The organism is Paramaledivibacter caminithermalis DSM 15212 (genome assembly GCF_900142245.1).
In the GTDB taxonomy this organism is placed as follows: domain Bacteria; phylum Bacillota; class Clostridia; order Peptostreptococcales; family Caminicellaceae; genus Paramaledivibacter; species Paramaledivibacter caminithermalis.
In genome coordinates, this window is the sequence record NZ_FRAG01000045.1 from 1 (window position 1) to 15,956 (window position 15,956).

The 15,956-nt window shown below is 29.8% G+C and carries 13 protein-coding genes; 5 read left to right on the forward strand and 8 right to left on the reverse strand.

The annotated features are described in order from the left end of the window. Positions 1-310, reverse strand: a 310-nt coding sequence (locus BUB36_RS14140; protein ID WP_207550826.1) for a transposase, incomplete at its 3' end; no start/stop codon positions are given. Positions 311-458: 148 nt separating this feature from the next. Here BUB36_RS14140 and BUB36_RS14145 point away from each other — a divergent pair. Then, positions 459-1,514: a hypothetical protein gene (locus BUB36_RS14145; protein WP_073151632.1), complete on the forward strand. Its 1,056-nt coding sequence runs from the start codon at positions 459-461 to the stop codon at positions 1,512-1,514. 13 nt (positions 1,515-1,527) lie between these two features. Then, complete coding sequence (locus BUB36_RS14150) at positions 1,528-1,983, forward strand: hypothetical protein (protein ID WP_073151635.1); 456 nt, start codon at positions 1,528-1,530, stop codon at positions 1,981-1,983. Between the two features lie 595 nt (positions 1,984-2,578). Here the strand turns inward: BUB36_RS14150 and BUB36_RS14155 are convergent. Next, the gene (locus tag BUB36_RS14155; RefSeq protein WP_073151638.1) at positions 2,579-3,265 is read right to left on the reverse strand and encodes a Crp/Fnr family transcriptional regulator; all 687 of its coding nucleotides are present in this window, start codon (positions 3,263-3,265) and stop codon (positions 2,579-2,581) included. A 97-nt stretch (positions 3,266-3,362) separates the two neighbouring features. Between BUB36_RS14155 and BUB36_RS14160 the strand changes: the two genes are divergently transcribed. Both BUB36_RS14160 and hcp read left to right on the forward strand, forming a co-directional pair. Then, positions 3,363-4,064, forward strand: a complete 702-nt coding sequence (locus tag BUB36_RS14160) for a 4Fe-4S binding protein (protein WP_073151641.1) — start codon at positions 3,363-3,365, stop codon at positions 4,062-4,064. Positions 4,065-4,130: 66 nt separating this feature from the next. Next, entirely contained in the window at positions 4,131-5,777 is a 1,647-nt protein-coding gene (hcp, locus tag BUB36_RS14165) for a hydroxylamine reductase (protein ID WP_073151644.1), read from the forward strand. A 137-nt stretch (positions 5,778-5,914) separates the two neighbouring features. Here hcp and BUB36_RS14170 read toward each other — a convergent pair whose 3' ends face one another. The 6 genes from BUB36_RS14170 to BUB36_RS19760 all read right to left on the reverse strand — a co-directional run bounded on the left by BUB36_RS14170 (position 5,915) and on the right by BUB36_RS19760 (position 14,605). Further along, positions 5,915-6,496, reverse strand: a complete 582-nt coding sequence (locus BUB36_RS14170) for a DUF7686 domain-containing protein (RefSeq protein ID WP_073151647.1) — start codon at positions 6,494-6,496, stop codon at positions 5,915-5,917. Positions 6,497-6,648: 152 nt separating this feature from the next. After that, positions 6,649-7,332 (reverse strand): M48 family metallopeptidase, encoded by a 684-nt coding sequence (locus BUB36_RS14175; RefSeq protein WP_073151649.1) that lies wholly within the window; start codon positions 7,330-7,332, stop codon positions 6,649-6,651. 16 nt (positions 7,333-7,348) lie between these two features. Then, entirely contained in the window at positions 7,349-10,612 is a 3,264-nt protein-coding gene (locus tag BUB36_RS14180) for a type I restriction endonuclease subunit R (protein ID WP_073151652.1), read from the reverse strand. A gap of 23 nt (positions 10,613-10,635) precedes the next feature. After that, positions 10,636-11,916 carry a restriction endonuclease subunit S gene (locus tag BUB36_RS14185; protein ID WP_073151655.1) on the reverse strand — a complete coding sequence of 427 codons (1,281 nt, stop codon included), beginning with the start codon at positions 11,914-11,916 and terminating at the stop codon, positions 10,636-10,638. A 15-nt stretch (positions 11,917-11,931) separates the two neighbouring features. Continuing rightward, complete coding sequence (locus BUB36_RS14190) at positions 11,932-14,268, reverse strand: type I restriction-modification system subunit M (RefSeq protein WP_073151658.1); 2,337 nt, start codon at positions 14,266-14,268, stop codon at positions 11,932-11,934. A gap of 184 nt (positions 14,269-14,452) precedes the next feature. Then, on the reverse strand, positions 14,453-14,605 hold the full coding sequence (locus BUB36_RS19760; RefSeq protein WP_165613092.1) for a hypothetical protein: 153 nt from the start codon (positions 14,603-14,605) through the stop codon (positions 14,453-14,455). Positions 14,606-15,016: 411 nt separating this feature from the next. Between BUB36_RS19760 and BUB36_RS14195 the strand changes: the two genes are divergently transcribed. Next, positions 15,017-15,598 carry a hypothetical protein gene (locus BUB36_RS14195; protein ID WP_073151661.1) on the forward strand — a complete coding sequence of 194 codons (582 nt, stop codon included), beginning with the start codon at positions 15,017-15,019 and terminating at the stop codon, positions 15,596-15,598. Positions 15,599-15,956: the final 358 nt, after the last annotated feature.

Below are 15,956 nucleotides of genomic sequence, written 5' to 3' on the forward strand. Positions count from 1 at the left end.
CGCTTTTAAATCTATTTTGAAACAAGTGCCCTGTCCTTCCATATTTATTATTATGCCACTGCACATAGCTTACTGTCATCCTTTTTATACTGGCTCCTACTTCTTCCCCCTCTTTAATTAATAAATGAACATGATTATCCATTAAGCAATATCCATATAATAAAAACTGTCCTTTTTCTTTTGCATTGAATAAAGCCTCTATGAATTTTTCTCTATCTTCATTATCTATGAACATATTTCGTCCATCTATGCCTCTTAACATAATATGATATATCCCTGTTTTACTTCTTTCTCTTCTTTTTCTTGCCATTTTCATCACCATTTTAATTTTATACCATTATTTTTAACGTGTCAACCGAAACGTCCCTTTGTCATTAAATAATTTACATTTATTTTAAATTATGTTACACTTTAGAAGTAATGGGTTTATAAATAAATTATAAAAGGAGAGATAAGAAATGAACAAAATAAAAAAGCTAGTTGTAGAGTTATTATGTATATGTATGATGATGAGTTCTAGTATGTGGGCTTTTGCAGAAGAAAAAATAATTGAATCTAAAGAAGAATTAGTTAAGAAGGAAGAACAATTTAATAACAATGAAAATTTTTTAATTGAAAAGAAATATGGAGAATATTTTTTAAGTAAATTTAATTATTCAGAGGATTTATCTGACCCCATTCCGTTATATAATTTGGAAAATAATATTGAAGCTGTGGTTTTTTCTTTAAAAAATAAAGATGCAGATGGCTATATTATAATTAATACAAATGATCTATCTATTCCAGAATTTAGTTTAAGCAAATCAAATCCATTTACTACAGGTGTTTATGATAAATGTATTTATAATGGTCCATTAGAGTATTATAATAAGAAAGATGGAAAAATAACAACAATTTATGATAATAAACAAATTGATTTGAATAACATAAAATTAGTTTATTCTAAAAAACCTATTGATAAATTAGAAAAATTTGAGAATGAAAAAAATCTTATTAAACCAAAAAAACCTACAGAAACTTATGAGGAACTAAAAGGCTCCTTAAGAACATGGGGAACTAGTCATTATTGTGGTGTTGATGGTACAGCTATTTTACTAATGTATTTTGATGATTATTATGATGAATCTTTTGTAAAAACCAGCTTAGAAAGTGCAAATGCATTAACAAATCATTTAGTTAATAATAGATATATTCCAGATAAAGGTACTGTAAGTACAGAAATAAAAAGTGGTATAGAAGATTATTTAAATGATAGAGGATTAGGCAATGATTATGATGTGAGCAGAAGAACTTATAATTTCAGTTCTATTAAACAAAAAATAAAACAAGATAAACCAGTATTAGTTGGTACTGTGTCACATCCAGATTTTGGTGACCATTGGATTATTGCTCATGCATACTATGAAGATGATTTTGGTGATGACTACATTATAGTTAATGATGGTTGGGGAAGTAATGACGTTTATGTGGCAAATAATTCAACGTACTATGATTATTTGGTTTATATCTATTAGAAGGAGTTATTAAATGACAAGTAAAAACATTATTTATATAATAATCATACTTTTGTTATTAGGAGTACCTTATTTTATTTTAAATTCTAAAAAAGAAGTTACTATATTTACTGGTATATTAACTGAAAAAGATATTTCAAACATACAAAAAATTAATTTCGTAAAAGGTCCTGAAATAATCACTAGTGAAATATTAGATGAAAAAGATATAGATGATATTATTAATTGGATTAATTCTATTGAATATGAAAAAAAAGTTGCATTAAAAGATTTTGGTGAAACTCCCAAAGGCTCTGATTATGAAATTACTCTGTTCGACGAAAAAAATCATACTGTATTATCTATATCTTATTTTCCAAAGCAAGATATATTAAAAGATAATGAATTTGTATATATTGTAAAGAGTAAATTAAATTTAAAACTGGAAGAATTTTATAACAAAGGAACTATTAAAGATAAACAACCTTAAAACTTTATTTATATTATAGTTTCCTTACTCCTTCAAATGAAAATGTGGACAATTTTAGCATTCAGATTTAAAAAATTAACGCTCTAAAGTCAGGTAATTAAAGACTTAGGGCGTTTTTATACTTTACACTTAAGGAGGACAGATTTTATTAATTTAACTCGTTGTGCTAGTTAAAATTTACAAACATGTCACAGGGACTTTTCGTTTGTCATAGGAATCTGATTTTTTTTAATGTCTAATTCACTATAGTTTTGCACTTTCCTATAGAACGATTGAAAATGCTAAGTTTTATATCTTATGATAAATAGCTTAAAAATCAATGATTTTAGCAAAAATTGCAAAACTTCAGTAATTCAATAATCTTAAATTAATATTTTTAGGGGGGGCGAAAGCACTCTACTTTTGCTTATCCTTCCGCATCGATAGCGGCTTCGTGCTTCATTTGTCACATTGTTTTCTAACCCTTTAAGTATAATTTTATCATAGTATATCTATAGAGTATCATAGAACTATTAGAATGACATTTTTTTTATATTAATGTAACCTCTGCTAAAGGAAACATCCCCTCATCATGTAGTTTTTTATCAAATTTTATTTAAAAACTATAAATATCCTTTAGTTTTTCAATGTCTAACAACTTAAAATTATTCTTATTAAATGAAATTATACCCTCTTTTTTGAGTGATGAAAGTTCTCTAGATAAAGCGCTACGATTTACCCCCAAATAATCTGCAAGTTCTTCTCTATTAAATGGTATAATAACTTCATATTGATTATTTATTTGCATTTCACTTACCAAGTAAAAAAGCAATTTTTCCTTGGTAGTTTTTTTTGTAATGCAATTGATTCTATTGTTTAGCTTAATATTTTTCCTCGCAATTAACCTAAGCATATTATCAATGAGTATTTTATGAAAAGCACATGCATTTTTACAAGTTGAAGTTAGCTTTTCGCTTTTTAACAAAATAACAACACTATCAATTGCTGCCTGAGCCGATACAGGGTAAGCATCTACATTAGCGATAGAAAATGCTTCTCCAAACATTTGATGTTTTCCAATATTTGCAATAACAATTCTATTACCAAGTATATCTTCATTTATGATGTTAACCTGCCCTTTGACAACAATTCCAAAATAATCAGTTTTATCACCAGCATGCCAAATATAATCTCCCTTAGAATAGCTTTTTTTAATAGCATTAAGACATTGTAGCACAGACTCTATTTCCTTTTGCTCTATTCCTTGAAAAAGGGGACAATTAACTTTAAATATTTTTTTCAAAAAAAATCCTCCTTATGTTGCATATGCAACCGAACTATTTCTTAGATTATATTATTCTAATTATAGAAAGTCAAATTTATTAATGGGAGGTTATAAGATGAAAAGAAATATAATTTCAATAGATGAAAAAAAATGTGTTGGTTGTGGTCTTTGTGTAAATGCTTGTCATCAAGGAGCATTAAAATTGATAGATGGAAAAGCAAAATTAGTATCAGAATCATATTGCGATGGTTTAGGAATGTGCTTGCCAAAATGTCCAACAGGAGCACTAAAAATAGTTGAAAAAGAAGTTAAGGAATTTGATAGTGATAGAAAGGGTGAAGAAATGAATACTAAAAAAAGTGATACATTAGCTTGTGGTTGTCCTTCAACAAATGCAAAGGAACTTAAAAGAAATAATGTAGTTGAAAGAAAGCATGATGTCAATGAAGTCCAATCTGAACTAAGACAATGGCCATGTCAAATTAAGCTTGTACCAGTAAATGCTCCTTATTTTAATAGTGCTAGATTATTAATCGCTGCTGACTGTACGGCCTTTGCAAATGCAAATGTTCATAGCAAATTTATGAAAAATAAAATCACTTTAATTGGTTGTCCAAAGCTAGATAGTGTAGATTATTCAGAGAAATTGACTGAAATCATTAAAAATAACGACATTAAAAGCATCGATGTACTAAGGATGAGTGTTCCCTGTTGTGGTGGAATAGAAAATGCAGTAAAGCAAGCTCTAATCAATAGTGGAAAGATGATACCTTGGAGAGTTATTGTTATATCTCCCGATGGAGAAATACTTGAGTAATTAAAACTTAAGTTAAATATTTTAATTGCTAAATATTTATAAATTAAAGAAAGGAAGGGATCAATAATGGAAAATATGTTTTGTTTTCAATGTCAAGAAGCAGCAGGAGGAAAGGGATGTTCAAGGGTAGGTGTTTGTGGTAAAAAACCAGAAACAGCTGGTCTACAAGACACTTTGATTTATACCCTTAAGGGAATATCCTATTTAATCGAAAAAGGTAAGGCTGCTGGTGTAGAAATAAGATATGCAGATGATTTTGTTATGGATAGTTTATTTATGACAATTACAAATGCCAACTTTGATGATTCAAGATTTGTAGAAAGAATAAAAGAAGCTCTAAAGATAAGAAATGATATTAAAGAAATGCTAATCTCTAAAGATGTTTCATTTGATGAAACCTTAGATGTATTAGTGTGGACAGGGAATACTGTAGAAGAAATAAAAGCTAAGGGAAAAAATGAAAAGGTCGGAGTATTAGCTACTGAAAATGAAGATATACGCTCCCTTAGAGAATTAATAACCTATGGCGTCAAAGGACTTGCAGCCTATGCACATCATGCGTATAATTTAGGAGAAAAGAGTAAAGAAATATTTGATTTTATGCATAAGGCTCTAGCTGCACTTTTAGATGATACTTTAAGCATTGATGATCTAGTTGCATTAACCCTTGAAACAGGAAAATATGGCGTTGATACCATGGCACTACTAGATAAAGCAAATACTTCAAAGTATGGAAATCCAGAAATAACTGAAGTAAATATTGGAGTAAATGATAGACCTGCGATTTTAATTTCTGGTCATGATTTACATGACTTAGAAGAACTTTTAATTCAAACTGAAAATACTGGAGTAGATGTTTATACTCACTGCGAAATGTTACCAGCTCACTACTATCCAGCATTTAAAAAATATCCTCATTTCATAGGAAATTATGGTAATGCTTGGTGGAAGCAAAATGAAGAGTTTGAATCCTTTAATGGACCTATTCTAATGACAACGAATTGTATCGTTCCTCCTAAAGGCGAAGTTGTTAATAGAATATTTACAACTGGCGCAGCAGGTTACCCAGGATGTAAGCATATTGAAGCTGTAGATGGAAAGAAAGATTTTAGTGAAATAATTGAATTAGCAAAAACTTTACCTGCTCCTACTGAAATAGAGACTGGAAAAATTGTTGGTGGTTTTGCCCATGCACAAGTATTTGCATTAGCTGATAAAGTAGTAGATGCAGTTAAATCAGGTGCTATTAAGAAATTCTTCGTAATGGCAGGCTGTGATGGTAGAATGAAATCAAGGGATTACTACAGAGAATTTGCTGAAAAACTTCCAAAAGATACTGTTATACTAACAGCTGGTTGTGCAAAATATAGATATAATAAACTAAACTTAGGAGATATTGGTGGTATTCCAAGGATTCTTGATGCAGGTCAATGTAATGATTCATATTCACTTGCTGTAATTGCTCTTAAGTTAAAAGAAGTATTTGAGCTTGAAGATGTAAATGAGCTTCCAATAGCTTATAATATTGCATGGTATGAGCAAAAAGCAGTAATAGTATTATTGGCATTATTATATCTAGGTGTTAAAAATATTCATCTTGGACCGACGCTACCCGCATTTTTATCTCCTAATGTAGCAAAGGTATTGGTTGATACCTTTGGAATAGGTGGCATTGGTACTGTTGAAGATGATATTGAAATGTTTCTAAGCTAAGAATTAATGTTATATTACTTCAAATAAAACTAAGAAGCTTCTTTAATTAGTTAGAATCATAATAAAAGCAAAAACCCCCGTGCGGCTGTCTACAAGTTCTCTCTTGCATACACCTACGGGGGTTTCGTCAAGTTTTTTTACTTTTCATAAATTTGATCAAACAATTTAAGTTTAAAATCAAATTCATCATAACCTATAAGCATATCTCCCAACTGTTCCCAAGTATAGGTTTTTCCGTCTATAACCAAATGGGGAAATCTACTGTCATCTTTGTCCATCAACTCAATTCTCCCTCTGATAGTACCGTCTTTAATACTATAGATTTTACCATTTATGCTTTTAATATATTTATTTGAAAGTTCCTTTCTAATTTTATAATACAATCTTTGTAATGCCCATTTCTGGTCTTCATCAAATTTTGCTAATACTTGAAATTTATATCCTTTCATTTCTTCATCTTGTATTTCATTTGCTTCCCATATAATACCTATACCTGCTATCTGTTTTCTAATCCGAAATGTATGCATAGTCCCATCTGCATCACAAGCTTGGTATTCCCTGTCATAATCATTGAAATCATCTATTCCCATATTAAGAGCCATTTCTTTATTAAAGCAATCATTGCACATATCTTCTTCTTTTCCATCATCATCGATTAATCTAACCATGTCATAACTATAATTCAATTTACCACATCGTTCACATATCTCTTTTCCCATATTGTTCCTCCTTTTTTCTAGCATTTAATTATTTCTTATATTTTTTCCCAACATATTTTATTAGTATATTTAATCCATTGAATTTATTAAGAATACTATCATCCTATGAGTTCATAAATATTCCCCTATCTATTATACTACAAATTCAATCCTCAAATATCCAAACTAGCCCCTTTATCTCTAAGCCATTGTTTTCTTTTTAGATAGTCTGGCATCACTTTATCTACTGTATTCCAAAATTCATCACTATGGTCCTTATAAATAAGATGAGCTAGTTCATGGACTACAATATAATCAATAATGGTAATTGGAGCAAGAACACATTTCCAATGAAAATTTAAATTTCCTTCGTCTGAGCAAGATGCCCACCTATTTTTAAGCTCCATGATTCTAATATTTTTAGGATTCACACCCATTTGTCTTTTATAAATCTCTATTCTTTCCTGTATCTTTTTTAATCCCTTTTCCTTGTAAAAGGATTTAAATAGTTCATCAGCTTCATTAAGTTTTGACTTCCTTAAATAAAATCTTCCCCTATACAACTTTAAATCTTTATCCGTCTTTTCTGTTACTTCAAGCCTGTAGGATGAGCCAAGATATAAAAATCCTTGACCACTTCTAAACTGTCTATTGACCCTACTGGCATTCAAATCTTCCCACTGTGCTCTTTTACTATGAATCCAATATCTTTTACCTTCTAATAGTTCCTCAATCCTTTGTGTACTTAAATCTTCTGAAACTATCAGCTTTACCTTTCCATCCCGTTCAACGATTAAGCTTGAGGTCTTTCTTTTTCTTCTTATGAGTTCGTATTCAATATCTTTATATTTTTCCATATACCAACATCCTTATTTAACTTACTAATATATCATGTCTGCTTTTAGCAAGGTTTACAAACTCGCTTGCAATAAGGGCTTCATTGTCCTCTAGTTTTTCTATATTGGAGAAAAGTAATATTTCACCTATATTACTCTTTAATGTTTCTATTTCAGCAGGAGTACCCCAGAAATTAGTTCTTCTTATCTCTCTTGAAATAAGTCTTACTATTTCACAAGTAATACTCTTTAAATGTTCTTCATTATCTACAATACTTATATCTTTAAATACTTTGTTTATGAGTAAATCATAAAAAGGTGCTTCTTTTTCTGGGTCAAGACCATTATTATAATCTATTCCCTTTCTGCCTTTTTTCATTTCTTCATACAACTGCTCCATAGCCTTAAATCTTGCTTCCATATCCTCTGAATATCTTTTAAGTATTTCTTTTAGCTTTTCTAGGAAGCTATCGTATAACGCTGGGTCAGTATCCCTTTTTAGGTTAATCTCTTTTCTCATGGCATGTTCCATTTCACTTGCCTTTGCCTTTGAGTTCTTATGTTTGTCTAGATTTTCTTTAAAATCAACGTCAAATAGTTCTAACGGTGGTATTTTATTGCTAATTCCTTCACTCTCAACATGCTTATTGATAAGTTCCTTTACTTTTTCTGAAACTCCAGCTAGATTAAGGCTGTCATCTTTAAATCTATGTCTTATTCTTGCTTGTATGTGTCCAAAGGCTCTCATAGCAAGTCTATATTTTTCATCAATATCTAAATTAATGAGTATATCAAGGCTAGAAAGATATCTTTTATAATATACTTCAAATCTTGCTCTTGTTTGAACATTTTCGCAAACTTCAATACATTTTTCTAATACTTCATACTGCTTCATTGGGTCTTTTATATTATATAAAACATAGTCCTTTATTTCCGTAACACCTTTATTTAAAAATAAATTGATAAGTCTATTATACCTATCTCTAAGTATTGGTTTTTCTGTATTAATATCATCTATGGCTCTAAAACCATCTTGACCTTCATCATCACCACTATAAATGCGTAGAGTTTCTGCAAGCTGTCCTGATATGCCTACATAATCAACAATATACCCCTTGTATTTATTTTTATAGGTTCTATTAACTCTAGTTATTGCTTGGAAAAGAGTATGTTCTTTCATAATCTTATCTAAATACATAACCTGCTCTATAGGTGCATCAAATCCAGTAAGAAGTCGGCTACATACTATCAAAATACCAATTCCTGTTTCAGGTTTTTCATAATCATATTCTTTTTTGAAATTACTTACAGCATTTAATTTTTTTGATTCCTTTGATAGCCTTGCCATATCAGCAGGGTCATTGCCATCATCTGAAATAACTATTGCTGTTTTTAGAAACTTTAATTTCTTGATTAACTCATTATCCTTCATATAACCATTTTCAAGCTCTACAATCTTTTCTTCAATGGCTTCATCTATGAATCTCTTATACTTAACTGTAGCAATTTTTGATATACATACCACCTGTGCTTTAAATCCATTTATCAATATTTCCCAAGCATAATGGTCAATGATGTCCTTTGATACCGTCTTTATATGGTCATCACTTTCAAGAAAATCTCTATAAGTACCATAACGTTTATTTATTTCTTGTATTTCTTTTTCAGATTTATTCTTAAATAATTCGCTAAACTCAAAGTCAAACTGGGCTTCTTTTACCAACTTAATCTTGTCTTTTCTTCCTACATACAATATTTGTAGTGTTGCTCCATCCTTTACCGAATCTTTAGCTCTATATTTATCTATGTAATCTCCAAAAATATCAGTGGTTTTCTTTTTATGCCTGTCTGTAATAAGTGGTGTTCCTGTAAAGGCTATTTTTGTAGAATTAGGAAATGCCTTAAACAAGTTCCCAGCCAGCCCAAAGGGATTATTTTGTGTTCTATGGGATTCGTCTATTAAAATAATAATTCTTTCAGAATCATTTACTACACCAAGTTCTTCAATTTCTGGAAGCATATCCTCTTCAATTATTCCAGCTTCAATAAGGCTATCAGCTATCCTTTTCTCTTTCACCTTATCGCTAAATTTATGCATCATAACAAGAGTAAGGTCTGAACTGTTTCCTGATAGTTTAGTTTTTAATTGATTTGCCCTTTCTACATAATGGACAGTTTCCCCTGTAAGTTTAGCTGTTTCCCCCAACTGCTGTTCAAGGTCTGTTCTGTCATTTACCATAATAATCTTATAATCCTTTAGTTTATCCATAAAACGCATTTGCCTTACTAAGAAGATCATAGTAAGACTTTTCCCTGACCCTTGAGTATGCCATATAACACCACTTCTAGCCAAATAATTATCTCCATTTAAAAGTTTGTCTATTATCTTTTGTACTGCTCTAAACTGCTGATATCTGCAAACTATTTTTATTTCTTTTTTTTCACTTACTGGCTTAAAAATGGTAAAATGTTTTACTATTTTTAATAAATTTTCTTTATTAAGCATTCCCTGGATTAATATCTCTTGAGAACGCTTTTTTCCTAATGGAGCATTAAATTCCTCAAACTTTTTAGGATAAATGCTCTTCCACTCTAAATAATGCTCATAGTCAGATGAAATAGTTCCTACCCTTGCCTCATCTCCATAGGTTGATATCATAAACTGATTATAATAAAAAAGTGCTTCTTCTCCTTCTTTTTCTCTCTTACCTTCTGTATTTAATCTTCTATTTTGGTATCTTAATAATTGTCTTATACCTTCTTCCATAGCGTCAGATGCAAAAGAAGAAGGTACTTTACATTCAACAACTACTATTGGTATACCATTTACAAATAGTACTATATCAGGTATTATGAATTTTTTAGCTGTTCCTACTGTATCTACTCTAAATTGGTTGATAGCGAGGAAGTGATTGTTTTCAGGATTCTCAAAGTCAATAAGTTTCACAGCAGGGTTTTCCTTACCAGTGACTTCATTTCTGTCTACCCTTGGTTTTGTCTCTATCAATAGCTCTGTAATTGCTTTATTAGTTTCAAGCAAACCTTTACAACTAACCTTTGTAATCATGTTATATAATTCATCAAGCTGTTTATCTGTAAGCCATTCTATACCAGTATCTGTTTTATTTATCTTCTTAACCCACTTTTTAAATTCTTTTTTTATAACTATTTCTCTAAAATTATCACGAAGACTAACTTTTGGGTCTTGTGGTATATAATTCTCTCCATGGTTTATAATTGTCCAACCTAAATCTTTAAGCTGGTCTAGAAATGGTTTTTCAACTAGTAAGTATTCACTCATAAACCTATCCCCCTGTACTTACCTTATTCATCTATTTTTACTCTTACTTTCCCTGTTAATAAATCTTCCATAAGACCAGCTTTTAGTTTTTTGAGTTTTTCTAGGTATTGTTGCTCTTTTTCTATAAGTTGGTCTTGTTTTGATAAAACATTAACTATTTCTATTTGTTCATGTTGTTTTGGCAAACATAATATTGTATTTGCTAAAGACCCTAAATATATACCTCCTTGTGCGGAAGCATTAACCATTAATTCTAACTGATTTTGATACCTAGAAGAACTAATATAATAAAAAATGTATTTACTATAATAATCTTTCACCATTCTTATAATTCCAACACTTCTTTGAAAGGTATATGTATTACTATTATCAGTAATTATTGCAGTTCTCCCAATTGTACCCACTATAGTAAGTAATATATCACCTTCTTTTAATTCATATTTCCTATGAATTGAATTATAGTCTTCATGTGATATTCTTCTACAATCATCAGGAATATTAACTTTTCCATTATATATATCTTTAGCACTTAATAGTGGTATACCCTTTTCAACATCTTTATGAGTTCCATGTGTTCCATCTTTAATAAATTTTGATATCTTCTCTAACTTATTTACTTCCCAATCCTTCGGTATCCTTCCAATCCCTTGTACTTCCTTAAATTCCGTTTCCTTTATCCATTTACCATCCTTAAATCTTATCTTTCCTGTAAGAAGGTCATCCATAAGACCACTTTTTATCTTTTTATATTTTTCTATTGTTTGTTCCGTTTTTTCTATGTTTTGGTCTAATTTATCTAAGATATTAGAAATAACTAATTGTTCTTTTTTTGATTTTGGGAATTTTATCATTTTCTTTTTCAATCTACTGCCTTTTATTCCCTCTACTGTAGAACCTGTAGCATCATTCTTAATTTCTTTTTGAAATTCTTTACTTAACATATAATATTTTAAATACTTATTTTCTAACTTCTCTCTTTTTCCCCTAAGCTTAATTATCCTTTGGGCTAATGCAATTGACTCATTATCAATACTAGCAACTTCTCCTAAAGGTGCTTCTGTAGTAATTAGAACATCTCCAATCTTAGGCAATCCTCTAGACATAATTTCTTCATATTTTTCAGTTTTAACATACTCTTTAGAAATATTATAATCTATTTTTCCGTTCCTAATATTTTTAGCAGTCACTAAAAATATTCCCATATCCACTTTTTCTGGAGTCTTCCCCCTATAATCTACTATATCGCATAATTTACTAATACTATCTATTTCCCATCCTTCAGGTATTTCTCTTATTTCTTCCACACCATCACCCCCATCCTACACTTCATCATATCCAAGTTCTTTTAAAAAGTCATTTAGTTCATTTCTTATCTTTTCTCGCTCTTCCAGTATACTATTAAGGGATACCTTATAATTATCCCAAAGATTTTCTACTATTTTTATAATATTTTGAAGTTCATCTTGTAGGAAGGAATTCATGATTTCATTTAATCTTCTATAGAATCTATCTAATACAGTTTCTTCTACTTCTTCATCTGTAACTTTATTGGATGCTCCCATAAGTAAAAGATTTAATACATTATACTCTGACTCTTTTATTTTCTTATCATCTAATAATTTATCTAATATCCCTTCTCTCTCATCTTTTATGAGTTCATATATTTTTTCATATCTTGATGGTGTAAGTCCACTAATTTCTTTATTTTTAACTTTTTCTTTAAGACTACTAAGTTTTATATCAATTAGTTCACCCATTGTTAAAAGATTTGAAATCCAACCTGATGCTGCTATGGCTTTTAAATCATCTTTTATTTCATCATAATGAGAAACAAATACTCCTTCTAATTGATTTATGTCAAGGGATTCATAGGTAATAAATGTATCTGTAAAGGACTTCATAAGTTCATTTTTAACCTTTATTACATCCTTTACATTATCAAGGCTAGATATCTTTATTCTAGCATTCTCCCACCAGCTTACTAATTCTTCATTTGTATCAGCTCTTTTAGTTACTACCCCTTCATCATTTTCAATAAAATCCTTTATATCTTCCTTCTTATTTATCTTATCTATAAATTCAAGGTATTTTTCGCTTCTTTCTTTAAACAGTTTAAGGATATCAAAGCCTTGCTTTTTACATAAATCTATATTACTTAAAACTTCTTCTTTAGGAACCCCACCATAAATATGTGCTGTCACATCATTTTTCTCGGCATCATCTGAATTATCTACATATCTTCTAATGTTTAGATTAAAGTCTTCCTTTCTTATATCCTCTATCGCCACAAGTTTTGAATATTTAGAAATCTCTGCTTTATTTTCATAGGTATGAACAATCTTTTGAATATCCTGTGGTCTTAATATGTTTTGATTTTTTCCTTCTTTATAATCTTTATCAGCATTGATAAACAATATTTCTTTCCTATTCTTTGCCCCTTCCATGTTTATAACAATTATACATGCTGGTATCCCTGTACCATAAAATAGCCCTGATGGCAGCCCTATAATAGCTTCAATTAAACATCTACCGTCTTTTGTAATAAGTCCTTCTCTGATATCTCTTTCTTCTCCACTTCTAAATAACACACCATGGGGAAGTATACAAGCCATTTTACCATTTTCTTTAAGTGATGCCACCATATGTTGCAAGAACATAAGGTCTGCCTTTTTACCATTTTCTGGTGTAAAGCCAAATTCAAATCTTTCCTTATACTCCATTTCTTTTTTAGAGTAATTTTGTGAGAAAGGTGGATTGGCAATAACTCTATCGAATTTCTTTAACTCTCCATTACTATCAAAAAACTGTGGATGGGTAAGGGTATCTTCGTTTGCTATATCAAACTTAACAATATCATGAAGTATCATGTTCATCTTACACATAGACCATGTAGAACCTGCAAGCTCTTGACCGTATAAAAATATATCTCTTGAGTCTCCACCATTTTCTTCAATATACTGCTTACTTTGAATTAGCATACCGCCAGAACCACATGTAGGGTCATATATTTCTTGCCCCTCTTGTGGCTTTATTATTTTTACCAAGCAAGATACTATTTCTGATGGTGTATAAAATTCTCCACCTTTTTTTCCTGCTGAACTAGCAAAATATTTAATAAGATACTCATAGGCTGCTCCTAATAAGTCTGGAGCTTCAAAATCTTCATTCTTCATTGGTATATCATTAAATACATTTATGAACTCAACCAATGTGGAATCTTTCATCGCTGTTTTTCCTACTTTTCTAGTAAAGTCTATACCTTTTAAAACTCCTTCTAATTTATTAATATTTGCTTCTTCTATAGCTGACAAAGCTGCATTTAATTCATCGGCAACATCTTTTTTCACATGATTAATCCCTTTATTTTCACCATCTTCCACATAGTTCCATCTAGCTTCTTTAGGTACATAAAAAGAATCACTATATCTTGCAGGATTTTCTAATTGCCTCTGAATTTTTTCCTCATCCCATCCTGCTTTTTTATACTTCTTTCTTAATTCACTTTGTTTCTCTGCAAACTGGTCTGATAATCTTTTTAAAAAAAGCATACCAAATATATATTCCTTATATTCACTTGCTTCCATCTTACCTCTTAGTACATCTGCTGCCTTAAATAATTTACTCTCTAATTTTGCTAGTGATAACTTACTGCTCATCTATGTAATCTCCCTCCGAAGCTATATTATTTTCTGCTATTATATTTTTACTTTCAAAATACGCCTTCTCGTTTCGTACTTTAATTTGTATTAAACTCATGATTTAATTATATGACTTCAGATAAGCTTTTTCAATAAAATACATAGGAATGTTTCACATGACTTCTAACTAATTATATATTTTTTAATTACTATAATCTATTATTTCCAATATGGAAACTCTAGTAGGTATAAAAGTTTTTCGTTTCCCAGATACTATTATTCTATCTTCTTTGCTTTTAAGGCTTTCTATTAAAATTCTTTCAAGTAACGTAAGAATCATAAACGCTATAAGCATAACATAAACCATAGCCTTTATTCTATGTGCTTCCTTTACAGTTTATTTACCTGCTTGATTTTTTCATGAATTCCCACACAGTCTTACGCCCCCTTCTCATAATTGCTTCTTTTTAAAAAATAGTTGAATTTTCAGATATATTAAACTTGTATTATAATTGTATATTTTTATATAATATGTATTATTTTTATAGTAAAATATTAACATATATGATGCAAATTGTTAATTTGGATGACTAATTTCAAGCAATAATCAAAATAAAAATAATATTAAAATAGTATCTAAAATAGAAGGGGGTATGTAATATGTGGATAACATAGAAAAATCGGAGTGAAGTAAAATCATTAAATTTATTTGATTTTAGTATTTTAAAATCAAATAATATAAAAAAACTATTTAGGAGTTATAAATATGAAAGGATTTACTGCTATTCTTATGCTGGCATTAGCTATGTGTTTGTCCTTTTCATTGAACACCTTTGCAGCCGAAGATAATGCCATTAAAGAAGACTGGTATAGCAAATTTGAATTTGATGGAATTGTGACAGAAGTAATAGAAGATAAAATAGAAATACTTAGTGAAGAAGTTGTTGATATTAAAACAAAGGAGTCGGAAACTAGAGCTAGCGTTAGGTGGATTCCCATAGAAAAGACATTTAAAAAAATAGGCTCAAGATCAAACAAAATTAAGCTTTACGGTATTAAATACTCATCAAATAAGAAGATTGCAGTCGGTACTCATAAAATTACAATAAATTATACATGGGATGAAACTTGGCTATGCGATGAAAATGGAGCTAAAAAAAGACTTATATCTTCTAGCAAAAAAGAAATTATTAATGCTTGGCGGGAATATGATAGTTTGCCAGGATTTGACGTTTGGGAAACTCATTTCGATAAAGGCATAGGTGGTACAGTTGCTGAAGCTTATGGTGATGTGAAGTCTAAAGCTGGAACCCATTCATTCTATAATAAATGTGCTTGTCCAAGGTAGAAATTATCGATATGAGTGAACGTGTTTGGTTTTATGATATACTACCTAGTGCAATTCTAATCTTTTCTTTTTATGCAGTAATTATCATTTTAATTGTTTCCCCAATAGTAATAATAATAAAAAAATTATCGAATATTGAAAGAATGATTAATGAAATATTTAAAAATAGACATTGAGTATTAGATTTTACACGTTGAATGAATATTTTTAAAAGGTTTCCCAAATTACTTATTTTTGAAAATAGCTTTAGATTTTTCATCTCATGGAAAGTACATATATAATTAAATTAAGTTTCTTTTTATATAGGTTGCTTAGCATTGTACAAACTCAGCAATCTTTTTATTGTATATAGAATACC